Annotated in this window: 23 protein-coding genes and 1 pseudogene; 14 read left to right on the forward strand and 10 right to left on the reverse strand. The window is 39.8% G+C overall.

Translation table 11 applies throughout. The features are described 5' to 3' along the window. Positions 1-50: 50 nt before the first annotated feature. Positions 51-284 (forward strand): annotated as a pseudogene (locus JNUCC25_RS16620) (alpha/beta fold hydrolase); the annotation flags it as partial. A 34-nt stretch (positions 285-318) separates the two neighbouring features. On the opposite strand, the gene JNUCC25_RS16625 reads toward JNUCC25_RS16620, so the two are convergent. Continuing rightward, positions 319-648, reverse strand: coding sequence for a 4Fe-4S dicluster domain-containing protein (locus JNUCC25_RS16625; protein WP_029323018.1), 330 nt, complete (start codon positions 646-648; stop codon positions 319-321). Then, positions 648-2,246: an FAD-dependent oxidoreductase gene (locus JNUCC25_RS16630; RefSeq protein ID WP_029323020.1), complete on the reverse strand. Its 1,599-nt coding sequence runs from the start codon at positions 2,244-2,246 to the stop codon at positions 648-650. Before JNUCC25_RS16630 ends, JNUCC25_RS16625 begins: the two co-directional genes overlap by 1 nt. A 482-nt stretch (positions 2,247-2,728) precedes the next feature. Between JNUCC25_RS16630 and JNUCC25_RS16635 the strand changes: the two genes are divergently transcribed. The 5 genes from JNUCC25_RS16635 (at position 2,729) to JNUCC25_RS16655 (ending at position 7,828) form a co-directional block, all read left to right on the forward strand. Then, a complete protein-coding gene (locus JNUCC25_RS16635; RefSeq protein ID WP_013058014.1) occupies positions 2,729-3,517 on the forward strand; it encodes an ABC transporter permease subunit in 789 nt (262 codons plus the stop codon). Positions 3,518-3,539: 22 nt separating this feature from the next. Further along, on the forward strand, positions 3,540-4,541 hold the full coding sequence (locus JNUCC25_RS16640; protein WP_013058015.1) for a taurine ABC transporter substrate-binding protein: 1,002 nt from the start codon (positions 3,540-3,542) through the stop codon (positions 4,539-4,541). Positions 4,542-4,604: 63 nt separating this feature from the next. After that, positions 4,605-5,417 (forward strand): ABC transporter ATP-binding protein, encoded by an 813-nt coding sequence (locus tag JNUCC25_RS16645; protein WP_029323022.1) that lies wholly within the window; start codon positions 4,605-4,607, stop codon positions 5,415-5,417. 13 nt (positions 5,418-5,430) lie between these two features. Beyond that, positions 5,431-6,366, forward strand: coding sequence for a TauD/TfdA dioxygenase family protein (locus tag JNUCC25_RS16650; RefSeq protein ID WP_029323024.1), 936 nt, complete (start codon positions 5,431-5,433; stop codon positions 6,364-6,366). A 31-nt stretch (positions 6,367-6,397) separates the two neighbouring features. Further along, complete coding sequence (locus JNUCC25_RS16655; protein ID WP_407728151.1) at positions 6,398-7,828, forward strand: MFS transporter; 1,431 nt, start codon at positions 6,398-6,400, stop codon at positions 7,826-7,828. A gap of 72 nt (positions 7,829-7,900) precedes the next feature. On the opposite strand, the gene JNUCC25_RS16660 is transcribed toward JNUCC25_RS16655, so the two are convergent. After that, positions 7,901-8,476, reverse strand: a complete 576-nt coding sequence (locus tag JNUCC25_RS16660) for a GNAT family N-acetyltransferase (protein WP_064471884.1) — start codon at positions 8,474-8,476, stop codon at positions 7,901-7,903. 95 nt (positions 8,477-8,571) lie between these two features. On the opposite strand from JNUCC25_RS16660, the gene JNUCC25_RS16665 reads away from it, so the two are divergent. Continuing rightward, the gene (locus JNUCC25_RS16665; protein ID WP_255283909.1) at positions 8,572-9,039 is read left to right on the forward strand and encodes a hypothetical protein; all 468 of its coding nucleotides are present in this window, start codon (positions 8,572-8,574) and stop codon (positions 9,037-9,039) included. 187 nt (positions 9,040-9,226) lie between these two features. Here JNUCC25_RS16665 and JNUCC25_RS16670 read toward each other — a convergent pair whose 3' ends face one another. Beyond that, entirely contained in the window at positions 9,227-10,411 is a 1,185-nt protein-coding gene (locus JNUCC25_RS16670; RefSeq protein WP_029323028.1) for a M20 family metallopeptidase, read from the reverse strand. Continuing rightward, entirely contained in the window at positions 10,389-11,741 is a 1,353-nt protein-coding gene (locus JNUCC25_RS16675; RefSeq protein ID WP_029323030.1) for an LLM class flavin-dependent oxidoreductase, read from the reverse strand. The genes JNUCC25_RS16670 and JNUCC25_RS16675 overlap by 23 nt, the downstream gene beginning before the upstream one ends. A gap of 449 nt (positions 11,742-12,190) precedes the next feature. Between JNUCC25_RS16675 and sfnG the strand changes: the two genes are divergently transcribed. Then, complete coding sequence (gene sfnG / locus JNUCC25_RS16680) at positions 12,191-13,264, forward strand: dimethylsulfone monooxygenase SfnG (RefSeq protein WP_013058023.1); 1,074 nt, start codon at positions 12,191-12,193, stop codon at positions 13,262-13,264. 42 nt (positions 13,265-13,306) lie between these two features. Further along, entirely contained in the window at positions 13,307-14,527 is a 1,221-nt protein-coding gene (locus JNUCC25_RS16685; RefSeq protein ID WP_454222161.1) for an acyl-CoA dehydrogenase family protein, read from the forward strand. Positions 14,528-14,573: 46 nt separating this feature from the next. On the opposite strand, the gene JNUCC25_RS16690 is transcribed toward JNUCC25_RS16685, so the two are convergent. Next, a complete protein-coding gene (locus JNUCC25_RS16690; RefSeq protein WP_029323037.1) occupies positions 14,574-15,488 on the reverse strand; it encodes an NAD(P)-dependent alcohol dehydrogenase in 915 nt (304 codons plus the stop codon). A 170-nt stretch (positions 15,489-15,658) separates the two neighbouring features. Here JNUCC25_RS16690 and JNUCC25_RS16695 point away from each other — a divergent pair, with 170 nt between their 5' ends. The 4 genes from JNUCC25_RS16695 to JNUCC25_RS16710 all read left to right on the forward strand — a co-directional run bounded on the left by JNUCC25_RS16695 (position 15,659) and on the right by JNUCC25_RS16710 (position 20,143). Further along, a complete protein-coding gene (locus JNUCC25_RS16695) occupies positions 15,659-16,351 on the forward strand; it encodes a response regulator transcription factor (protein WP_029323039.1) in 693 nt (230 codons plus the stop codon). Further along, the gene (locus JNUCC25_RS16700; protein WP_013058027.1) at positions 16,344-17,348 is read left to right on the forward strand and encodes a sensor histidine kinase; all 1,005 of its coding nucleotides are present in this window, start codon (positions 16,344-16,346) and stop codon (positions 17,346-17,348) included. Before JNUCC25_RS16695 ends, JNUCC25_RS16700 begins: the two co-directional genes overlap by 8 nt. A gap of 100 nt (positions 17,349-17,448) precedes the next feature. Next, the gene (locus tag JNUCC25_RS16705) at positions 17,449-18,210 is read left to right on the forward strand and encodes an ABC transporter ATP-binding protein (protein ID WP_029323043.1); all 762 of its coding nucleotides are present in this window, start codon (positions 17,449-17,451) and stop codon (positions 18,208-18,210) included. Continuing rightward, positions 18,200-20,143 carry an ABC transporter permease gene (locus JNUCC25_RS16710; protein WP_064471885.1) on the forward strand — a complete coding sequence of 648 codons (1,944 nt, stop codon included), beginning with the start codon at positions 18,200-18,202 and terminating at the stop codon, positions 20,141-20,143. Before JNUCC25_RS16705 ends, JNUCC25_RS16710 begins: the two co-directional genes overlap by 11 nt. 48 nt (positions 20,144-20,191) lie before the next feature. On the opposite strand, the gene JNUCC25_RS16715 is transcribed toward JNUCC25_RS16710, so the two are convergent. From JNUCC25_RS16715 to JNUCC25_RS16725, 3 genes are all read right to left on the reverse strand, one after another. Further along, on the reverse strand, positions 20,192-20,806 hold the full coding sequence (locus JNUCC25_RS16715) for a GNAT family N-acetyltransferase (protein WP_029323050.1): 615 nt from the start codon (positions 20,804-20,806) through the stop codon (positions 20,192-20,194). Between the two features lie 75 nt (positions 20,807-20,881). Beyond that, a complete protein-coding gene (locus JNUCC25_RS16720; protein ID WP_029323052.1) occupies positions 20,882-21,514 on the reverse strand; it encodes a dienelactone hydrolase family protein in 633 nt (210 codons plus the stop codon). A gap of 4 nt (positions 21,515-21,518) precedes the next feature. After that, positions 21,519-22,721 (reverse strand): aminotransferase-like domain-containing protein, encoded by a 1,203-nt coding sequence (locus tag JNUCC25_RS16725; protein ID WP_013058032.1) that lies wholly within the window; start codon positions 22,719-22,721, stop codon positions 21,519-21,521. Positions 22,722-23,160: 439 nt separating this feature from the next. On the opposite strand from JNUCC25_RS16725, the gene JNUCC25_RS16730 reads away from it, so the two are divergent. Then, a complete protein-coding gene (locus JNUCC25_RS16730; protein WP_198530366.1) occupies positions 23,161-23,337 on the forward strand; it encodes a hypothetical protein in 177 nt (58 codons plus the stop codon). A 26-nt stretch (positions 23,338-23,363) separates the two neighbouring features. On the opposite strand, the gene JNUCC25_RS16735 is transcribed toward JNUCC25_RS16730, so the two are convergent. Beyond that, positions 23,364-24,140 carry a sulfite exporter TauE/SafE family protein gene (locus JNUCC25_RS16735; RefSeq protein WP_263032893.1) on the reverse strand — a complete coding sequence of 259 codons (777 nt, stop codon included), beginning with the start codon at positions 24,138-24,140 and terminating at the stop codon, positions 23,364-23,366. Positions 24,141-24,166 lie beyond the last annotated feature (26 nt).

Here is a 24,166-nt window from a genome sequence, read left to right on the forward strand (position 1 = left end):
TTTTCTAAATAATATAACTTCTTTATTTTACCATATTCATAACGCATCGGCTTTTTTTACAAGGAGCGCGTGATTATCAAGTAACGACGGAAGATTTTGAAGGCTGGAAACAAAGCTTATCTCAGCGTTCTAACACTTCTTTTAAGCTTTATCCAATGCTCAACCACTTTTTCACAGAAGGAACTGGTGAAAAAAGCACGCCCGATGAATATGCTGTTTCAGCCAACATTCCTTCTTATGTCATTGATGATATTGTCAAATGGGTTCGTGAAACGCAAAAGTAAAGAAAAAAGAGCGGCTTTGCCCGCTCTTTTTTCTTTATTTCTTATTTAAGATGATATGTGACTGATCGGAAGAAGCGGTGGATTTTCTTCCTTTTCCCCAGCCTACAGCTTCCCGGTAACTTCCAAGCAGATGCTGGTTTATTACATGCTGTTCATTTACTTCTACAGTTTGTTCAGCTAAAGGCGTCACATATAAAGCATCTACCGGACAGTACAGTTCACACATAAAGCAAGTTTGACAATCGGATTGACGAGCTATGGAAGGAGCACCTCCCATTCGAGAGCGGTCAAAGACATTTGTTGGACAAACGGATACACAAAGATTGCAGTTAATACATCGGTCTTCACTAAGAAGCTCGATCATTAAATAACCCCCTTTACGTGATTAGAAGATTTTGTACCTAAGGGTCTCGCCCAGACTTCCTGTACGCCTCCGCTTAGAATACGGTAGTGTTGCTTGGAATCCATAAACGGAAAATCGTCACGCCGGTGCATTCCTCTCGTTTCTTTTCTTTCTAATGCACTTGTATACATCCATCGCGCCGTTGCCGTCATGGCCGCAAGCTCTCGACTTCTCACGATGTTTCTTTCTTTATCATAAACTCCGTTTTTCAACTCATTCCACACTGCATTTAACCTCATAAGTGAATCTTGCAGTCTTACTTCTGAACGGAACCAGTTTCGATCATACGGAAAGACTTCGCGTTGAACCGATGCTATCATTTCTTTCGTATCAGCTGCATCAGAAGAAGCTACTGACTTTGTGACTCCTGACGCTTCTGATAAGCCTTTGGCATGTCGATTTGCGGCATTTCGCCCTTGCTTAACAGCAAATGCTGCCGCTGCTTTTCCTGACCAGCAGCCTGAAGAGATAGCCCACGCTGCATTATGGCTGCCTCCTCCGGTAAATCCTCCGCAAATTAATTCGCGCGTTGCCGCATCTCCGGCTGCATATAAACCTGGAATGTCGGTTCTGCACGTTTCATCTGCAATGTGAATACCTCCTGTTCCTCTAACGGTTCCTTCAAAGCGCAAGGTGATTGGAAACATTTGAGTAAAAGGATTTATATGAAGACGATCAAATGATAAAAAGAAATTTGGCTGTGATAAGCGCATGGCTTTTTGAATACGTTCATCCGCTTTGTCCAGCCTTGCATAAACGGGCTGGGTCATTAACGTTTTGGCAATGATGGAACGTCCTTTATGAGAACCGGCTCCTTCAATCACTGTACCGTCTTCATAATAAAATGTAGCCCATTTATAAAATGCAGATTTTGTGATTGGAGAAAAAGCTGGCGAAATCGAATAAGCATTTGAAAACTCCATGCCGGAAAGCGCCGCACCTGCTTCTGTAGCTAATAAGTAACCGTCTCCTGTTAAAACATTTGTACCGAGTGCTCCGCTTAGAAATGCACACCCTCCCGTTGCAATCACAACCGCAGCAGCCTCCACTCTCCAAGTTTCTTGCGTTTGATTATTGATTCCGCAAGCGCCTGCCACACCGTGTTCATCTGCAAGAAGCTCCAGTGCCGGGCTATGGTCCAAAATCTGAACCCCTGCTTTTTGAAGCTGCCGCCGCATTAACCTCATATATTCAGGCCCTTGAAGCGTCGTTCTCTGAGAAATCCCTTTTTCGTCTACTGGAAACGGATAGCCAAAATGAGCTAATTCATTTACTTGTTCAAACGTACAATCAAGCACTCGTTTCATCCAGCTTCTTTCAGCTAAATATCCCCCAAGCGCTTCCCTGCTTTTCATTGCTTTCATCTGTTCATCAGAAGTAGGCTTTACATACCAAACTCCTGTACCAGAAGGCGCAGTTGCTCCGCTCGTTCCGCAATATCCTTTATCAACAAGTACAGCTTTTGCACCTTCTTTAACTGCTTGCAGAGCTGCCCATGCACCAGCAGGGCCTCCTCCAATAATTAATACATCAGTATGAAAATGAAAGTCGGCAGTCATATACGGATCCCCCTCTTAAAATGTTTACGCTCTCAAAAACCTTATTAAGAAAAACCTTACTTATTATCCACTCGACTATTTTCCTCATCGCTAAATCTATACCAACTATTCTGTTCCAGAATTCAACTCTTCCATAATACCCATTCAATATAAAAAGGAGACCAGTCCATTTGTTTCACCACAATGGTCTGGCCTCCAGTTGCCTAGTAGGCGCGTTTTTTCGTACAGCATCACTAATACCAAGTAATTCACTTTGTTTAATTATATATTAAAAGTTTATGCTAGGATTGTCAATGATTATGTTATTCTTAGAATTTATTTCGATTATTTTTATCTCTTATTGACAACTCTATGAATTTTTTGGTAAATTAATCTCACTAAACATATAGGATTTAAAAACCTACCAGTCAACTGGAGGCTCTCATTCTTTTTAAAAGATGAGAGTCTTTTTTGTTTAGAAAAACTTAAAAAGGAGGGATAAAGTGAAAAACACGTTGGTGGCAACTAAATCATTTAAAGTAAAAGGACTATCTTTTCTGAGTGTACTTATGATCCTCCTGCTTTGGACGCTTTTAAGTACACTTAAATGGGTAGATCCAATTTTTCTACCTACGCCTCAGAGCGTTTTGCATTCATTTATTAGTTTAGTAGTAGAAGGATACAAAGGAACATCTCTTGTTACTCACTTGTCTGCAAGCTTGTATAGGTTATTTACAGCCTTGCTGCTTGCTTTGCTTACAGCTATTCCGCTTGGGATTATATGTGGCTACTCTAAATACATACTGGCAATTTTTGATCCAATTATTGAATTTTATCGTCCGCTTCCTCCGTTAGCTTACTATGCACTTCTTGTTTTATGGTTAGGAATTGATGAAGGATCTAAAGTAGCACTACTGTTTTTAAGTGCCTTCGCTCCACTATTTATCGCAACAGTTGCAAGCGTACAACGCGTACCGCAGGACCGAATTAACGGGGCACTAACATTAGGTGCATCAAAGTTTAATGTATTTATTCACATCATTCTTCCATCTGCTCTGCCGGATATTGTGACAGGACTACGCACGTCCATTGGAATCACCTATGCAACGTTAGTCGCTGCTGAAATGGTTGCAGCTACTTCAGGAATTGGCTGGATGGTACTTGATGCAAGCAAATATATGCGAAGTGATATTGTCTTTGTGGGCATTATTATCATGGGTCTAATCGCTATACTTATTGATAGCATTATTCGCTTTTACCAACGCTTAGCCTTTTCATGGGTAGGAAAATAGAGCTTACTTAGGAGGAACATGGATGAAAAAAGGAATACTTGGTTTATTGCTATGCTTTATATTAGTCGTTTCCGGCTGTTCGAGCACTACATCTGGTTCTGAAAATGATGTACCGAAAGAAATACGTTTAGGCTATCAAGCTTCACCTAATGGAGAATTGTTAGCAAAAGCCCGTGGCTCATTAGAAAAGAAATATCCAGAAACTCAAATTAAATGGATTAAATTTGAGTCAGGCCGAGATATCAACAATGCCATTGCGGGAGGAAGCATTGATTTTGGACTCGTTGGAACACCGCCCGGCGCAATAGGAGTGGCTAATAAACTTCCTTACAAAGTGTATTATTTACATGATATTATCGGCGAAAGTGAAGCCTTAGTAGTAAAAAAAGGTGCGGACATAAAATCTTTAGAGGATTTAAAAGGAAAAAAAATTGCCACTACTTTTAGTTCAACGGCCCACTACAGCTTACTAAGTGCGTTAAAAAACAAAAACATTGATCTTAAAAAAGAAAATATCACACTATTAGACATGCAGTCTCCCGATATTTTAGCCGCTTGGAATCGCGGTGATATTGACGGTGCGTATGTATGGCAGCCTCTGCAAACAAATTTAATTCATGCTGACGGAAACGTGTTGATTTCATCCAAAGAAGTAGCCAAGCAAGGAAGCATTACAGGAGAATTTGGAATTGTTCATGAGGATTTCGCTAAAAAATATCCGAATATTGTGAAAGGATATATTTCGATCTTAAATGAATCCGTTAACTATTATCACAAAAATCCAGAAAAATCAGCAGAACTATTGGCTAAAGAATTGAACTTAACACCAAAACAAAGCTTAAAAACGATGCAGCAGCTAACCTGGCTAAATAAATCAGATCAAAAAGCATACTTTCAATCTAATGGTAAGTTGGCGCATGTGTTAAAAGATACAGGAGATTTTCTAGAAGCTCAAAAAGATATTCCTTCTTCTCCCGATTTAAAAACGTATCAACAAGCACTGCTAAATAATTTTTCTAAATAGTAGCGGGAAGTATCTCTTGCGGTCAGTCGAGGGATACTTTCTCGGTCAAAAGGAGTGATACATTTGAAAACTAGTGTTGCTGTTGAAGAAAGACCTAAACGTGTCCATAAGCCTAAAGTCGTCGATGTAAAAAGCGTTGATTTCGCTTATGCTCAAACAAAACGTGAGCATCTCATACTACAAAATATTAATCTTTCTTTATATGAGCATGAGCTTGTTTGTGTATTAGGGCCATCTGGATGTGGCAAATCTTCACTTTTAAATATTCTAGCAGGCTTCCAACAGCCTACAACAGGTACAGTCATGATTCATGGAGATGAACAGACCAAGCCTAATCCAGACGTTGGCGTTGTTTTTCAGCATCCTAATCTATTTCCCTGGCTGACTATTGAAAAAAACATTGAATTTGGATTGAAGATGCAAAAAGTCGCCAAAGAAGAACGTAAACAGCTTGTTGCAAATTACCTGCAGCTGGTTGATCTAACGTCTGCTTCTAAAAAACTTCCCCATCAGTTGTCAGGAGGAATGAAGCAGCGAGCAGCCATTGCTCGAACACTCGCGACAGACCCTAAAGTTATTTTAATGGATGAGCCTTTTAGTGCTCTTGATGCGCTAACGCGGGAAGCGATGCAGCAACATTTATTAACCATTTGGAACCAAACAAAAAAGTGCATCTTTTTTATTACTCATGATGTAGAAGAAGCTCTTAAACTCGCAACTCGAATCATTGTGATGCACCCAAAGCCCGGAAGAGTCGTCTTAGATACGCAAAATCCATTACAGTCGGGACGTTACGAAGAAGGAACTTTTCAATATCACGAAAAGTTCATGGAACTGCGACAGTTTTTCATTTCAAAGATAAGAGAACAAGCATAAGGAGATGAACACAGTGTCTAATAATCTTTCTAGCTACCCAAGGCCACTTCAGTTTCTTAACCGCGAGGTAAAAGAAGGTCCTCGTTTGTTAAAACGGTTGCCAGATGGTGTTGAAGAAAAGCCTTATACTTTCTTTTCCATCAAGCCCCTCACACCGATTATCGGTGCTGAAATCGAAGGTCTAGATTTATCCAAGCCTCTTGCAAAAGAAGTGCAAGAAGAATTAAATCGGGCTTTTTTAGAATGGAAAGTGCTTTTTTTTCGCAATCAAGAAATTACAAGCGAACAACATCTTGCTTTTGCAAAGCTATGGGGAGATCTTGAAGTACACCCTTTTTACAAACCTGCTTCACAAGAGCAAGCGAAAGAAATTGTACAATTCTCTAGAAATCAGAAACAAGGAGGATCTGAAAATGTTTGGCATGCAGACGTCACATTCCGCGAAAGCCCTGCTAAAGCTTCAGTACTTCGATTAATTGAAGTGCCTCCTGTGGGCGGCGATACGCTTTGGGCAGATATGGCTGCAGCATATGACAACTTGCCTGAGTCCATAAAAAAACAAATTGAACATTTGAAGGCTATTCATGACTTCACTCCTTCTTTTGCTCATTTATTACAACCAGATGAACTGAAGGCTTTTCAACGAGAGTTTCCAGCGGTTGAACATCCTATTGTACGTACTCACCCTGAAACAGGTCGTAAAACGCTTTTTGTCAATTCATCCTTTACTACTCATATTGTAGGTTTAGAACATTCTGAAGGCGAACAGTTACTTCAATCTTTGTTTAGGCAAGCTCATGTTCCAGAATACCAAGTACGGTTTCGTTGGGAAGTAAATTCAATTGCCTTTTGGGATAACCGTGCAACACAGCATTATGCTGTATCGGACTATTATCCTCATATCCGAAAAGCTGAGCGCGCGGCTATTATTGGCGATCGTCCTTTTTAACATTCGTTACATGCAGATTGGAGGTTAAGAAATGGGAAGCAGCAACACACACGTAATTCAATCGCGTCAAGACATTATCAACTTTGTTAATTCAAATCCAGTTACGTCTAAAAGCTGGAAAATCATTTTGGTAGCTTTAGGCGGCATTTTTGTCGACGCCTATGACTTTACCAGTCTCGGAATTGGAGCTGATCAGTTAAAAGAACAGTTTAACCTTTCTCCTGCGGGTCTTGGAAGCCTCACCGCTATTATGGCCTTTGGCGCTTTGTTAGGGGCTACTGTAGGAGGATATTACACCGACAAATTCGGCCGCAACAAAATGTTTTTAATTGATTTATTTTTTATGGTGTTCGCAGCTCTTGGCGCTGCTTTAGCGACTGATCTAGTTTGGTTATTTATCTTTCGGTTTTTAATGGGTGTAGGTGTAGGGCTAGATGTTCCGGTAGCGCTCAGCTTTATTGCGGAGTTCAGCGATTTAAAGAAAAAAGGTCAATACGTGAACTTGTGGTGTCCCCTGTGGTACGTGGCCGCAACTGTTACTGGACTTGTTGTTCTGCCTTTTTATCTGCTCGGGCAGCATGAGGATATTTGGCGCTGGTCAGTAGGATTTGGAGCTGTTGCTGCACTAATCGTGCTAATTTTGCGCTACCGCTACATGGATGAAAGCCCGATGTGGGCCGCTCATCACCTTCCGCTTAAAGAAGCGGTCAAAGTGTTAGAGAAAACCTATGACATAGAAGTCACAGTAGCCAATAATGCAAAAGAAGAACCTTTATCTCGTTCAAAAAAACTGTCTTACAAAGCGATTTTCCAAGGAAAGTATCGGGCTCGGACATTTCTAGCTTCCATCATTACGGCTACTCAAAGTATGCAGTACTTTGCCGTTGGCTTCTATATCCCAACCATTTCCACGCTTATTTTTGGCAAAGGAATGATTTATGCAATTATCGGTACTCTTTTCTTTAATTTATTTGGTATTATTGGCGGCTTTACACAATCAAGGCTAACTGAACAAGTCGGCATAAGAAAACTTGCCATTACAGGGTATACCATTTGCTCTTTAAGCTTAGTCCTGATGGGGCTCACAGGCGATACACATTTTATTGCGCTGCCGATTTTATTTATTGCTTTATTTATTTTTGGTCAATCTTTTGGCCCCGGAGCGCAAGGAATGACAATGGCCACTCTTTCTTACCCGACTGAACTGAGAGGACTGGGCTCTGGATGGGGACAAGGAACAACGCGTATCGGCAGTATTTTAGGTTTTTACTTATTTCCGGTTGTCCTTTCAATTGGCGGGATCTATACGACGTTTCTCGTCCTTACAATCGTTCCCGTTATTGGATTGATCGCGACGATTCTTATTAAGTGGGAGCCTATTGGCACAGATGTCGAAAAAGAAGAAGAACAAGGATTTGAAAGCAATAAAAGCTTTAGTAAAAAAAGCGAGGTCTATCATTAACCATCATTCTAGTAAAAACGGAAAACACGCAAAACACCTTCAAGTGCAGTATGCTTGAAGGTGTTTTTTTCTTTAAATATCGATAGAATAAGGACGCAAAAAAAGCTCTACAAAGCGCCCCATCACAACCGTATCATAGAACTTGCCGTCTGACAGCAGCTTGTCATTTTTTAATACCCCTTCTATTTCAAACCCGAACTTTGTATATAAATCAATCGCTTTTTTGTTGGTCTCTAGCACATTCAGCGTCATTTTCTTCATGCCCGCACTATCTGCCCATAATATAGACTGCTGTAAAAGCTCTTTGCCAATTCCGTATCCCCAACGTTCTTGTGCGATGCATACGCCAAACTCTACTTTGTGGGCAAATCGTTTCAACTCATTACCTTCGCACCTTGAAAATCCGACAATTTCATTATGTACAACCGCTACTAAAAATAAGTTTCGTTTACTTTCCGTGTCACGACTAATAAGCTCTTCAAAGTCCCCTTTATTCATATACCCTTCTCCTGGTTCACGATCTAAGTTTTCCGTTTCTCCGTCTAGCTGAACTCTTAGGTGAGACAATTCATCTGCATCGCTAGTGGCAGCTGAGCGAATGATGTACTGAAGTCCTTTTACATTATAGATTCGCTGGTTGATGACCATCGTATTCCCCCTCAAACGTCTTTATTTGAATAAATCTATCAACTGAATTTAATTTCCTTTAATATAAATATTATACATACAGAGATGAAAGAGAGTTGAACAAATTGCTCTGGTTACTGCTTTTGATCCTATACGGCATTTACAAGTTCTATAAATCAAGAAGACCCCTAACGAAGTTTGACCATTTTTATGAGAAAGCGTTTGAGCTAGAAGAAAAAAAGCGCTATGAAGATGCCCTTGATATACGCAACCAAGGGATTGAACTCCATACCCTTACCAATTTAGAACGAGCAGATTTACATTTAGCAAATGGGCGTATGCTTTTAAAACTAAAGCAATACGAAAAAGCAACGAAACACTACGACGCCTCATTTAAACTAGCAAAATATGAAGAATTCCCTTACTCAGAAGGATTCGACGAAGTCATTGAAGCCTACTTGTATGCAGGGCGTAAAGAAGATGCGCTGATAATAACCAACGACATGTTAAAACGGCAAAGCTATGATCAAAAATTTAAAAAGCTAGAGTCTTTAAAAGAAAAGCTTCTTTCATATGAAGACTAATGGTAAAATTAAACAAATGATAGCGTATTATTAAGGGCGACTGAGGTGAACGTAATGGTCATAACCGTTATTGTAGGAGTGCTGGGTTTGATTGGTTTAATTGCAGCAGGATTTGCGACGAATTATAAGGATACGAAATAAGAATACATAAAAAAGAACAAGAACCAAATAGGTTCTTGTTCTTTTTTTAACGAGCCAATAGCTTTTCTGTTATGCGCAAAAACATCTTTACTCCAATTTCAAGCGAGTCTTCATCTACCGTAAACTTCGGATGATGATGAGGGTATACGATGCCCTGTTCTTCATTTCGTGCTCCGATGTTAAAAAATGCTCCTTCCGTTTCCTGCAGATAAGCTGAAAAATCTTCTCCTCCCATTTTAGGAGACAGCGTCTTTACACGTTCTTCTCCATATTCTTCGATAGCTGTTTCTTCAATTAACCTTGTAATTTCTTCAGAATTAATGACGGGATGATAGCCTTTTTCATACGTAAACGTGTACTCTGCACCGTAGGCTTCTGTTAGTCCTTTTACAATTTGATCAATTTGTGCCGGAACTTTTTCTCGCAGAGCTGCGTCAAAGCTGCGAACGGTACCGTTAAGCTCCACTTTATCAGGAAGTACATTGTGCGTAGTTCCTCCGTGAAATTGTGTAACCGATACGACTAATTTATCAATTGGATTGGTCGTTCTTGAAACAATCGTTTGAAGGTTCGTCACAATTTGCGCTCCTACAACAATAGCATCAACTGCTTCGTGAGGCGCTGCGGCGTGTCCTCCTTTTCCTTTAATCGATATATTAAACATGTCAGGCGAAGCCATCATAGGACCTGCAAGCACGCCGATTTCTCCGATGGGAAGACTAGAATTCAAATGCGTGCCAATTACGTAATCCACACCTTCCATCGCGCCTTCTTTAACAAGCTCCTGTGCCCCTCCTGGCAGCAGCTCTTCTGCGTGTTGAAAAATCAAGCGGATTTCTCCTTTAAATTCATCTCCTAACTGAGAAAGAACAGAAGCTACTCCTAATAAAATAGCCGTATGACCGTCATGTCCGCATGCATGCATCACGCCTTTATGAACCGAGGCAAATGCAAACGTGTTTTCTTCTTCAATCGGCAGCGCGTCCATATCCGCCCGGATCGCAACCACTTTTCCCTCTTCTTTTCCTACTAATCTAGCCACCACGCTTGTTGGGGTAGGACGAGTAATGATAAAGCTTCCAAACGAACGAAGCGTATCTTCAACAAACTGAGACGTTCGGTGTTCTTGAAACGATAATTCAGGATAGCGATGAAAATGTCTTCTCCACTCAATTACCTGCTTTTTTAAGCTTTCTGTGACGCTGTATTCACTGATTAATTTGACTGTCATACACATACTCCTCCTTTGTTTGACTATATCGATTGGCTGGAACGGAAAGGTTCAAATTTCCGCGCAGCGTATCGCTTTTATAAGCAGTATCGTAAAGCCCACGCTCTTGTAAAATAGGCACCACTTTTTCCACAAACTGATGAAACGTTTCGCTCATAAACGGGCGAAGCACAAATCCATCCGCTGCTTCCTGCTCATGCCATTTTTGCATTTCATTCGCTACGTGCTCAGGTGTTCCTGAAAACGGTGAACGCGGTAAAACCGTTTCAAGTGCCACTTGTCTTAACGTTAACTTTCGAGCGGCCGCCGCTTGTTTAATTTTATTTGTAGTGCTTTGAAACGCATTTGCTCCGATATCGCCTAACTCTGGAAACGGTGCGTCTACGTCAAATTGCTGAAAGTCGTAGTCATCAAAAAAACGAGCTAAATATGTAATGGCATGATCAATTGGAATGAAAGCGGCAAGCTCTCCATATCTTCTTTCTACATCTTCCTCGCTATCTCCTATAATTAAATCAATACTTGGAAAAATGAGAAGCTCTTCAGGATTTCTCCCGTGATTTTTTGCTCTGTTTTTCATATCTTGATAGAATGCCTGCGCTTCTTCTAGTGTATGTGCATTGGTGTAAATCGCATCCGCATTTTCTGCGCCAAATCCTCTTCCTCTTTCTGATGAACCCGCTTGAAACACAACAGGATGTCCCTGCTTTGAACGAGCAATATTTAACGGCCCTTGAACTTGAAAGTGCTTGCCTTTAAATCCAAGCGTATGCATTTTCTTTGGATCAAAAAACTGACCGGTTTCTTTTTGATAGGTAAAAGCATCATCTTCCCACGAATCCCACAGCCCTTTTACTACGTCGAGATGCTCTTTTGCAATTTCGTATCGTTCGCTGTGAAGAGGAAGATATCCTCTGCTGTGATTGCGCGCTGCCCCTTCTTGCGGAGAAGTGACTACGTTCCATCCCGCTCGCCCGCCGCTGATATGATCAAGAGACATCAGCTGACGAGCGATGGTAAAAGGCTGACTGAAACTTGTTGAAACGGTCCCAACTAGTCCAATGTGACTCGTAGAAGCAGCAATAGCTGACAGCAGCGTAATGGGCTCAAAACGATTTAAAAAGTGAGGAATGGACTTTTCTGATATTGCTAACCCATCCGCAATAAAGACAAAGCTGAACAGTCCTTTTTCCAATATACGCGCTTGCCTCTTGTAAAACTCAATATTAATGCTCGCATCAGGCTCTACGTCCGGATGTCTCCATCCATCCGTCGTATTTCCAAGTCCTTTAATATTTGCTCCTAGCTTCAGCTTTCTTTTTTCACTCAACGTATACTTCCTCCTTTTTACGACAAATAAAAAAGAGATGCTTTGATTGTTCAAAGCATCTCCAGTCGTCTGGTCGATCGTTTTTAAACGGCTATTTATTTAGAAAAAATAGATGTTTATTTCTCATTTGTTTAACATATTTGAATAGTATACTCACTATTCCTATAAGTCAAGTTTGTTTTTGGTTAAAATAGATGATCTCTTCCTTCTTTAGTTAAACTTAATTACGATTTCATTCTTTTTAAATTTCTTAAAACTCACTTTGACTATCGGAATAACCGGTGATATAACTACTATATGTACATTCAGCATCCGTACCGCCTGTCAGGCTACTGAAGGCTCTTATCTTCTCTTCAACTTGAAGCGAGATAAGAGTCTTTGGCATTTAAGGAGATGAATGTTTTACCCAGCTCATTTATTTTCACTACTTAACTAAGGAGGCGTTACATATGAGTTTGCAATTTGCTTATTGGGCCCCGAACGTAAGCGGAGGCCTTGTCATTTCCAACATTCCTCAAAAAACAGAGTGGTCATTTGAAGCAAACAGCCGGTATGCGCAAATTGCCGAGCAGGTGGGCTTTGATTATGTTCTCTTGCAAACTAGATTTTTTGCAAGCTATGGAGCTGAAAATCAACTAGAAGCTGCGACTCTCGCTTCTGCACTGGCTGCCACTACTAAAAAAATCAACATTATTACAGCGGTTCTTCCGGGGCTATGGCATCCCGGCGTATTTGCTAAAATCATTTCGACTATTGATCATATCAGCAGCGGACGCGTCTCTGTGAACGTTGTAAGCGGCTGGTTTAAAGGCGAATTTAACGGCTACGGCGAACCATGGTTAGATCATGACGAGCGCTACCGCCGTTCTGAAGAATTTATTAACGTGCTTCGAGAACTATGGAAAAACGAAACGACTACGTTCAAAGGAGACTTTTACCGATTAAATGACGCACCGCTAAAACCAAAGCCTCTTCAGCCGCCAAAAGTATTTCAAGGAGGAAACTCTAAAGCCGCCCGTGAAATGGCAGGCCGAGTATCAGACGTTTATTTCATGAACGGCAACTCGATTGAAAACTTAAAAAACCAAATTGAAGATGTAAAAGCAAACGCAAACGGCCGTGATATTCAATTCGGCGTGAACGGGTTTGTCATTGTCCGTGAAACAGAAGAAAAAGCAAAACAAGTGCTAAAAGAAATTGTTCTACAAGCGGATAAAGAAGCCGTTGAAGGGTTTGAAAGTCAAGTGAAATTCGCGGGCAAAGCTTCTCCTCAAGGTGAAGGCATGTGGGCAAACTCTTCATTTGAAAACTTAGTTCAGTACAATGATGGCTTTCGAACTGGCCTTATCGGAACAGCCGAACAAGTCGCCAATCAAATTATCGAACTGAAAAAAATCGGCGTGGACATTATTTTGACAGGCTTTTTACATTATGAAGAAGAAATCAAAACGTTTGGCGAAACCATCATTCCGCTCGTAAGACAAAAAGAACAGGAACTAAAAGAAAAAGCGGGCGCATTGTAAATAGTTTATCGTAACAAACATTAAAATTTTTGGAGGTATGTTATGTCAGTCGAAATTTCTGCACGTCCTGTATACAATCAATCAACGCGCGCTTATTACGCGTCCATCCGCGAGAAAATCGCTTCTCTTGTAGATGAAGTGATCCGGCCTAATGCAGCCCTTACAGATGAAGAAGGCGTTTTTCCACGAGAAAATTTAGAAGCGCTTATTAAAGCAGGCTGGGGAAATATTCTTGTACCAAAAGCATACAGCGGCTTAGAACTTGATCACGTGGTTTTTGCGATTGTAGCTGAAGAAATTGCAAAAGCCTGTGCTTCTACTGCTTTAGTTTACGTGATGCATGTCGGAGCGATTCAAACTATCACGCTGTACGGAAATGACGATCAAAAGAAACGTTGGTTACAACCAATTGACCAAGGGCTGATTGGTACGTACTCTACAAGTGAAAAAGCCTCAGGAGGACACTGGTGGTACAACTTCAGTCAAGCGCAGCGAAATGACGAAGATTATGTAGTTAATGCTGACAAATCATTTACTACGAGCGCCGGGCAAGCTGATTTTTATGTCGTTCAAACACGCAGCCCTGAAGCACAAGAAGCAACGGATATTAGCTTTTTTATTGTAGATGGAAAATCAGACGGCATCACCGCAAGTCCATGGGAAGCGCTGGGCGTTCGCGGTAATCACAGCGGTCCGATTTCTTATAAAAATGTACACGTGCCAAAAGAAGATCTTCTAGGCAGTGAAGAAACAGGGAAAGAAATCGTCTTAAACGGCGTTTCCCCTATTTATTTAATTGGCCTTGGTTCTGCTTGGCTTGGAGTAGCGGAACATGCGCTAGAGCTTGCGGTTAACCATGCAACGCGAACGATTCACCGCGATTTTAATAACCAGCTTAGCGACTATCAAGTCATTCGCCAGCAGATTGCTGAAGCAAAAGTCCTCATTGAAAGCACAAAACCATGGCAAATTGACTTGGCAGAACAGCTTGATATTTTACAAGCTGAACAAAAAGCACAAGGTGTCCTTACCCTCCCGCTGACTGAATTTAAAGTGCACGCTTCAGAAGTAGCCAACAAAGCAACGCGAATTGCATTGGATGTAAGCGGCGGATACGGCTATAAAAAAGGCCCTATTGAACGTTTGTTCCGAGATGCCAGAGCGGGCATTGCTATGGGCCCTTCTAATAATATTGCCAGAGAATGGATCGGAAAGAACCTTGTAGGGCTTCCTCTTGAACTTTGGATTAAAGGCGGAGAGTAAAGTTTAATATCATAAAAAAGAGGATCTTTTATAGAGATTCTCTTTTTTACTTTTTTAACGTAATGACTACGCTCCCTATCTTATGTCCGGTTTCTACATACTCATGAGCTTCTGGAACTTGTTCTAAAGAGTAGCATCTATCAATCACTGATTGGATCTGTCCTTCTTCCATCAGTTTTTTAAGAAGTAATAAATCTTTCGTCTGCACTTTAGCAATTCCTTGCCCTTCGACCGAAACAAAGCGTCCATTTAAGGCTAACGCTTCCTTGCACTGATTTTTTGTGATTTTTCCAACGGCATCAAAGATAAGATCGTATTTTTCTTGTTTTTCAGTAAAATTTTCGTTTTGGTAGTCGATGACGCGGTCTGCTCCTAAAGACTTTACTAGTTCACTATTTTTAGCACTGCACACGCCTGTCACTTCAGCTCCGTAATAGCTAGCAAGCTGTACAGCGGCAGTTCCTACGGCACCTGAAGCACCGTAGATAAGCACCTTTTGCCCGGTTTGAATGGTTCCTTTTCTAAAAAAATGCAGAGCCGTCGTGCCGCCGAAAGAAATAGAGGCGGCTTCTTCATAGGTTACATTCTCTGGCTTTACGGCTATTGTCCCCTTTTCTGGTAAGCAGATATATTCCGCATATCCTCCGAACTTCATACCTGTCATTGCAAACAGCTGGTCGCCTTTTTTGAACCGCGTTACGTTCTTTCCGACGTCTTCTACTTCTCCGGCCAGCTCTACACCTAGTATTGATTTTCTAGGCTTCCGTAACCCCAAAACTATTCGCAATGGAAGCCACAACAGCAGTGGACTATTAAAGCTCCTCACTCTGCAGTCGCCCGATGTGACCGTGGTGGCATAAATTTTTATCAGTATTTCATTCTCTTTTGGAATAGGCTTTTCCACTTCTTGAAGCTGAAGAACATCTGGTTTACCATACTTTGTACATACCATTGCTTTCATAACAGCTCTCCTTTTCTCGCTAGAGTTCAATATATGTTTATAAACTATGCTCGTCGAAAGCTATTCTTTCACATTTTATAAAGAACGCCGGTGAATCTACTATCACATATGGTAAATAAAAGGATATTGCTATAAAATAAGTATAAAAACAGAAAGCGTGGTACGTGTTATTGTTTAAACTTTTTTTAATTGAAGACGATGTAACGCTGTTTAACGAACTGAAAGAGCGGTTGGAGCAATGGTCTTATGATGTTTACGGCATCCGTGATTTCAGTAACGTTATGCAGGAGTTTAGCGAGGTAAAACCTGATTTGGTTATTATGGATATTCAGCTGCCGAAGTATGACGGATTTCACTGGTGCAGAATGATTCGTTCTCATTCAAAAATCCCTATCATCTTTCTATCTTCACGTGATCATCCTTCTGATATGGTAATGTCTATGCAGTTTGGAGCAGACGACTTTGTGCAAAAGCCGTTTCATTTTGATGTGCTTGTAGCAAAAATACAAGCCCTTCTCCGCCGCGTGTATAATTACAGCGTTGAGCAAGTAAACCTTCTTTCGTGGCAAGGCGCAACGATTGATTACGAAAAAAATAAAGTATCAACCGAATCTACAGCTATTGATTTAACCAAAAATGAAATCTTTATTTTAAAATGCTTAATACATAAAAAGAATACGATTGTAAGCCGAGATGAACTGATTAATAGTTTGTGGGAAGATAAACGATTTATCAGTGACAACACGCTGACGGTAAACGTCAATCGCCTGCGAAAAAAATTGGATGAAATTGGACTGGGAACTTTTATTGAAACAAAAGTCGGCCAAGGCTACGTAGCCATTGAAGAGGAACGCTATGATTAAACTCTTTATTCGCGAGCGTCTAAGCTGGATCCTTTTCTTTTTTATCATACATTTTTTTATGCTATTTATCGCGTATATTGATGAATCTATTCCTCTGTCTTCGATTCTCTATATCGTGTTTTTATCATCCATTATCTTTCTTATTTTCTGCGTCTTCCGCTATCACAAAGAAACGAAATTTTATCAAAAGCTAAAAGATGAAGAAGACTTCTTTGATTCTTCTACTTTTTCTCATCCGCTGCGTCCTTTTGAAAAGATTGTTCAGCGAAATCTGATGCAACAATTAGAACAAGCGAAAAAAGATGGCGTGCAAACTCAGCTGCACGTGACGCAGGAAAAAGATGAACTGTTAGCTTGGATTCACGAAATTAAAACGCCGTTAACTGCAATGCATTTAATAATTGAACGCTTAGAAAATCGAGAAGTTAAAGCAAACTTGACGTTCGAGTGGCTCCGTATTCACTTTTTACTTGATCAACAGCTGCATCAAAAGCGCATTTTCTTTATCGAAAATGATATGTATATTGAACATCTGGATTTAGAGTCCCTTATTTTCACTGAAATCAAAACGCTGCAAGCTTGGTGCATGCAAAAAAATATTGGGTTTGATGTGGACCTACAGGCAGAACGTGTACTGTGTGACGCAAAGTGGCTTTCGTTTATTATGAGACAGCTATTAACAAACGCAGTCAAGTACAGTGAAGAATCTGATGTGATGATTAGAAGCTACGAGCACCATGGTCAAGTATACATCGAGGTAAAAGATAACGGACGGGGCATTTCTCCTCAAGATATGCCCCGCATTTTTGAGAAAGGTTTCACCTCAACTACGCAGCATGAAGACAGCCGTGCCACTGGCATGGGTCTGTATCTAGCTCAAAAAGCTGCCCACGCTCTTTCGATTCACATTGGCGTGCAGTCTGCTCTTAATGAAGGCACAACGTTTACACTTGCCTTTCCTAAATCAAATGATTTTGTGGATATGAAAAGCATGTGACAAAAATGTCACATGCTTTCGTTATTTGTTCGGTGAATCAAAGGAAAAGCTAAAGCCCTTTTTCTATAATAAACGTATCAGATTAAAGGAGTGAATACATATGAACATATTAGAAGCAACTAATATTCATAAAAGCTACGGAAATAAATTTAATAGACAAGAAGTATTAAAAGGCGTAGATATTACCATTATGAAAGGAGAATTTGTAGGAATTATGGGCGCTTCAGGCTCAGGCAAGACGACGCTTCTGAACGTGCTTTCCTCCATTGATAAAATCAACGGAGGAACCATCAAAATCGAAGGAAATGAAATTAGCAGAATGAAAGAAAAGCAGTTAGCAAACTTCCGAAAAACACATTTGGGCTTTATCTTTCAAGACTATAACTTACTCGACACGCTTACAGTAAAAGAAAATATTCTCTTGCCTCTTTCCGTTGCGAAAACTCCTTCAGCAGTAGCTCATAAAAAATTTGACGCGCTAGCCAAACAGCTTGGCATCTATGAGCTGAAAGACAAATATCCAAGTGAAATTTCCGGTGGACAAAAACAGCGTACCTCCGCTGCAAGAGCCTTTATTCATGAGCCAAGCATGATTTTTGCTGACGAACCAACCGGTGCACTTGACTCAAAAGCGGCAAGCGATTTGTTAAACAAACTGACCGAGCTTAATGACAAAAGAAGCGCAAGTATTGTGATGGTAACGCATGACCCAGTGGCAGCCAGCTACTGCAGCAAAGTCATTTTTATAAAAGACGGACAAATTTATACGCAGCTGTACAAAGGCGATCAAACGCAAAAAGCCTTTTTTGACGATATTATGAAAACTCAAGGCGTGCTAGGCGGAGTTCAACATGAACATTAATCAGCTGATTTTCCGCAACTTCAAAAAGAATGTAAAAAACTATTATTTATACGTTTTTGCACTGGTTTTCAGCGCTGCTTTATATTTTGCTTTTGTAACGCTGCAGTATGATCCGGCTCTTGATGCAACCAAAGGTTCCATTAAAGGAGGCGCAGCAGTTCGAGCGGCTTCCGTTTTACTAGTAGCCATTGTCTCTATCTTTCTTTTATATGCAAATACCATTTTTATCAAACGACGCAGCAAAGAAATTGGCTTATTTCAGCTAATTGGCATGACCAAAACAAAAATTTTCCGTATTTTGACGGCTGAAAATTTTATGCTGTACTTTAGCTCGCTGATTGTCGGCATTTTAATTGGATTTTCGTTTTCTAAAGTAATTATTATGATTTTATTTAAAATCACCGATACAAAAGGCATTGCCAAACTTCACTTTTCAGAAAAAGCCTTGATTCAAACGCTGATTGTGTTTGGAGTCATCTATTTGCTAATTATGACGATGAACTATCTTTTTATTAAAAGACAGACCATTTTAGCACTATTCCGCGTTACTTCATCAACAGAAGGCAAAACAAAAAAAATCAGTATACTTGAAATTATTATCGGAATTCTTGGCATAATCTTTATTGCTTCCGGCTACTATATTTCTGCTAAATTGTTTGACGGTTCTTTTACAAGCATGAATGCTTTGTCAATCGCAATGGTGTCTATTTTAGCTTCAGTTATCCTCGGAACCTATTTGTTTTATAAAGGCTCGGTTCGATTTTTATTAAATCTTATGCGAAAAAGCAAAAAAGGCTATTTGTCAATTAACGACGTATTATCTCTTTCTTCTATTATGTTTCGGATGAAATCAAACGCATTATTGCTGACGGTTATTACAACCGTATCGGCTCTTGCTATTGGTCTGTTGTGCTTGAGCTACATCTCTTATTACTCTGCTGAAAAGTCGGCTGAAGATTATGTACCTAATAATTTTTCTATCAACAGTCCAAAAGACGCTGCTTCGTTTAAAAACGCGCTAAATCAAAAGAAAATAGCCTATACGGAAAAAAAGATCGACGTCATCCAAGTAAAAGCAAACGTAAAAAACATCTTAGAAAATAATTTGGAAGGCCCAATGGTAGACTCGTCCGCTATGATTTTTTCGGTTGTGAGTGAAAAATCTGTTAGTGGTGTAAACGTAGCTCAAAATGAAACTTTATTTACCGGCTATAATGATATGCTTCAACGAGTAAATTCATTTAAAGATTCCGGAGAAATCGAGCTAAAAGGAAAGAAAGAAGTCATTCCGCAAAAGTATATAGGTTTAAATCGAAAATTTCTCTTATCTACCTATTTTACGAGCGGTATGCCTACTGTGATTGTAGACGATTCCGTGTTTAATGAACTGGAAAAAGACGCCGATCCTTCTATTCAAAAAGAATCTTCTGTGTACACAGGGATAGATATATCAAAAGAAGATGACTTACCAAAAGCAAATCAGCTTTTCGGAGAGATGAAATTCAGCGATGATAGCTTAAATGACTCGCGTATCGAAATGGTAAAAAGTCAAAAGCAAACTATGGGTCTAGTTATGTTTATTGTCGCTTTTTTAGGACTGGCCTTTTTAATCACATCAGGGTGTATTCTTTACTTCAAACAGATGGATGAAAGTGAAGGTGAAAAGCCAAACTATACAATTCTTAGAAAACTAGGCTTTACCGAAAAAGACTTGTTAACAGGAATAAAAATTAAGCAGCTTTTTAACTTCGGCATTCCGTTAATCGTAGGCTTGCTTCACAGCTATTTTGCCGTACAATCCGGCTGGTTCTTGTTTGGAACTGAACTTTGGACACCTATGATTATCGTCATGATTATCTATACCGCCCTCTACTCTATTTTTGGTATTCTGTCTGTTCTTTACTACAAAAAAATTATTAAAGCGGCTCTCTAAAGATAAAAAGCACAGGCTAAGCTTGTGCTTTTTCTTGTTTACATGCAATTAATTACTTACATTCTCTTTGTTTACCTTACTGGCTGCGTGCAAAAATTCTTCTAATCGCTTTTTTACCGCCGGCCATTCGTCATCAATAATACTGAAGATAACCGAATCTCGGACGTATCCTTCAGGTAAAACCATGTGTTTTCTGATAATGCCTTCTTGAGTGGCCCCTAACCTCATAATGGCCGCTCTGGACCGTTTGTTTTGCACATCCGTTTTAAATTGAACTCTATGAAGCTTCAGCTCTTCAAAACAGTATTTTAATAATAAATACTTACACTCCGTATTAACTCGCGTTCGCCACACGGATGGATGATACCACGTCCACCCTATTTCTACGCTTTTGTTAGGAAGCGATATATCTAAAAATCTCGTGCTTCCTACAATCGAATGTGACTCTATATCAAATACAGCAAAAGGCAGCTCTCTTCCCTCTTGCTTGGCTTTTAAAGCACTTTCAATCAGCCGTTTTATATCACTTAGACTATGAACTTTTACCGGGAGATGCTCCCAAATTTCTTTCGGTTTTGCAGCTTCATAGAGTCCTTGCTCATGCATTTTTTCAAGCGGTACTAGCTTTACTGCTGTTCCTACAATTTCAACTGACTTTAGCATAACCTCGCCCCTTTTCAATACGTCTAAAGAAAATGTTAATACATGTATATGTACTGAAAAAGGGTCAGTTTCTGCTTATTGTAAGGTATCACTTTCATTATAATACTGGTTATCAGCTAAGTTTTTTTCGAGAAAATCACTTATGGTTTGGAAGGCTTGGTCTGCTGATTCTTTATTAAAGGTTTTTGAAAAAGGATTCATAAACCCATGAAATCCATAAAACTTTTTGATTTTCAAAAGCGGCTCTCTTTTTTGCTCTAATGAGTTTATTAAAGAGTCTACATCAAATGTTTGCTCTTCAGCAGGAAAAATAAGAAGAGTTGGACACACAGGACGTCTATTTATATAATCTCTAATACGCGATCCGTAACAGCCTATCACAAAGTCACACAAATTGTTTTCACTGCATAGCCACGATATTGTGGCTCCTACACTGAAGCCTATAACTCCTACTTCTTCATATTCCTGTTTTAGTTGAATTAACATGTTAGTAATTTGTCTTGAACCCTCATCAATACCAATGTTTTGAACAAAGTTTTGATATGCCATTCGTTCTTCTTCATAGCTATAAGGAGCGTCTTTAGATAATAAGTTAGGACAGATAATATCTGCCTCTAACTTAGACAATTTCTCTTTCATAAACTTCATATGATTGTTCACACCGTATATTTCATGAATCAATAAAATTGCTTTATTTGATTTTTCCATCTTTTTATAAAACAGTCGTTTCCCTTGTCAATTCACGATGCAATACGTCTCCCATACGCTTCATGCCTTCAACGATTTGTTCAGCAGACATATTAGAATAATTCAAGCGCAGCGCATTGTTTCTTGTTCCGTTTGGAAAGAAAGGAGTTCCCGGAACACAGGCTACGTTGTTTTTTAGACATTCTGAAAAGATATGCGCTGAATCAATTCCTTGGGGCAGTTCCACCCAAATAAACAATCCGCCTTCTGGCTTACTGTAAGACAAATTCTCCGGGAAAAACTCTTCGATGCACGATAACATTTGGGTACATCGCTCTTTGTATACGGCTTTAATTTTTTGAATGTGCTCTTCGATATCATAAAGCTCCATGTACTTAGCCGTTACGCGCTGAGCAAAGCTGTCCGTATGCAAGTCAGCCACTTGCTTAAACGCTACGTACTTATCAATAAAAGCTTCATCTGCACACACCCAGCCGATTCGAAGACCCGGTGCAAAGATTTTAGAAAATGTGCTGATATAAATAACTCTGCCTTCTGTATCAAAATGCTTAACCGGCGGCAGCGTTTCTCCTGCAAATCGAACGCCTCCGTACGGATTATCTTCTACAATTAGAACGTCGTATGCGTTCGCAAGCTCGATCATTCGCTGACGTCTTTCTCGCGTTAATGTGCGCCCTGTAGGGTTTTGAAAATCTGGAATTGTATAGATAAATTTCGCATGCGGATTTTCCTGAAGCTTTTTCTCTAGCTCTTCCATAATCATTCCGTCTTCGTCCATGTCCACTTCTACAAACGTTGCATTATAAGATTTAAAGACGTTAATGGCTGCTAGATACGTTGGACTTTCACAGATTACCACGTCTCCGTCATTAAGAAACAGTCTTCCGGTAAGATCGATTGCCTGCTGAGATCCGGACGTAATTAAAATGTTAGAAACAGTGGACTCAATGCCGATGTCCTGCATTCGTTTAGAAATTGCTTCTCTTAAAGGGATATACCCCTCTGTTGTACTGTATTGAAGCGAAGCGGCTCCGTCTTCATTTAATACGGCGCGGCACGCATCGTTCATTGCTTCAACGGGAAATAGCTCCGGCGCTGGAAGTCCTCCTGCAAATGAAATCACTTCTGGTCGTTCCGTTACTTTTAAAATTTCGCGCGTTTCAGAGGATTTTACAAGACTAGCTCGTTGGGCAAATTTATCTTTCATTGATGATCATTCCTTTTCTAGATTTTAAACTTTTAATAACCAGTTAATTATTCGAATAGTCAGAAAAATTAAAGCAGAAGCCTTGGGAGATTCCTTTTTAATAGACAACTAGCATCTGCTTGCTCTCTGACTATTCATTTCTTCTTGATGCCACGTTCTCCTTTCGGTACATATTTTTCTCATTCACTATTTGTAATACAAATCAAAGGTCGTACGATAATTATGGCCTTGTATTTAATGTATGTTAAAAAGGATAACATAAAAATCAAATAAATAAACAATAAATTCTATAAATTCTTAATTTTTTATGCGAATATATTTATCTCAGTAAACTATTTTGTAAGATTCCTTCCCTTTTCATTGACCTGCCGTATAAAACTCGTTATAGTCCTTATTAACTCGATAAGATTTAAAGGTTTTAGTACAGGAGTGATGAAAAGTGAAATGGCTTCATTTTCTGTTTAATGAACGATGCCCTAAATGCAAGCAAGTGTTAAATACATCAAAATCCAATGCTCTTCGCTCTACTGTTGTGAAAGTATGTCCGTCTAACCACTATCAAAAAGAATTTCATCCTGCGCTTGAAACGTATGTGGAAAGTAATGAAACAATATAAAAAAGCTATGGGAATCCATAGCTTTTTTATATTAGCCCCCACCAAATCTTAATTGCCGTTGCTAAAATTAAACCGGCAAGGATCCACTGAAGCACTTTTGTATTCATTTTCTGCCCCACTTTTGCACCAATTGGAGAGGCAATTAGGCTTGCAGCAACTAAAATAAGTGCAGGTATAAAAGGGACTTGCTGCGTTATCAGCTTTCCAACCGTCGAACCAATGGAAGAAATAAAGGTAACGGCTAGTGAAGTTGCGATAGTAATTCGAGTTGGAATTTTAAGTACCACGAGCATCACAGGAACTAAAATAAAGGCTCCTCCTGCTCCTAACACGCCTGCTACGGCTCCGATAAGCAGTGATAAAATAGAAGCTAATCCTTTATTGAATTGAAGTTCGCCTTCTTTTATCTCATCTAAATTTTTCTTTGGAATAAACATCATAATAACCGCAATAAGAGCTAAAGCTCCATATACAACATTTAATCCTTGTTCACTCATATAATGTGAGCTGTAGCTTCCAAGCATGCTGCCGATTAGAATATTGCTGCCCATATATAAAATTAATGATTTGTTTAAAAATCCGCTTTTTCGATACGCCCATACGCCGCCTATTGTCGCAAAGAACACTTGAACAGCTCCTGCACCTGAGACTTGATGAGCCGTTAATGCTCCTACTCCTACTAATGGAGGGATATATAACAGCATCGGATAATTAATAACAGACCCGCCAATACCGACCATACCGGAAATAAACGACCCAATAAATCCAATAAGAAAAAGCGTGATGATAAATGTAACGTCCATCTATAGTCGCTCCGTTTCATATAAGG

This window comes from Priestia sp. JNUCC 25 (genome assembly GCF_053667915.1).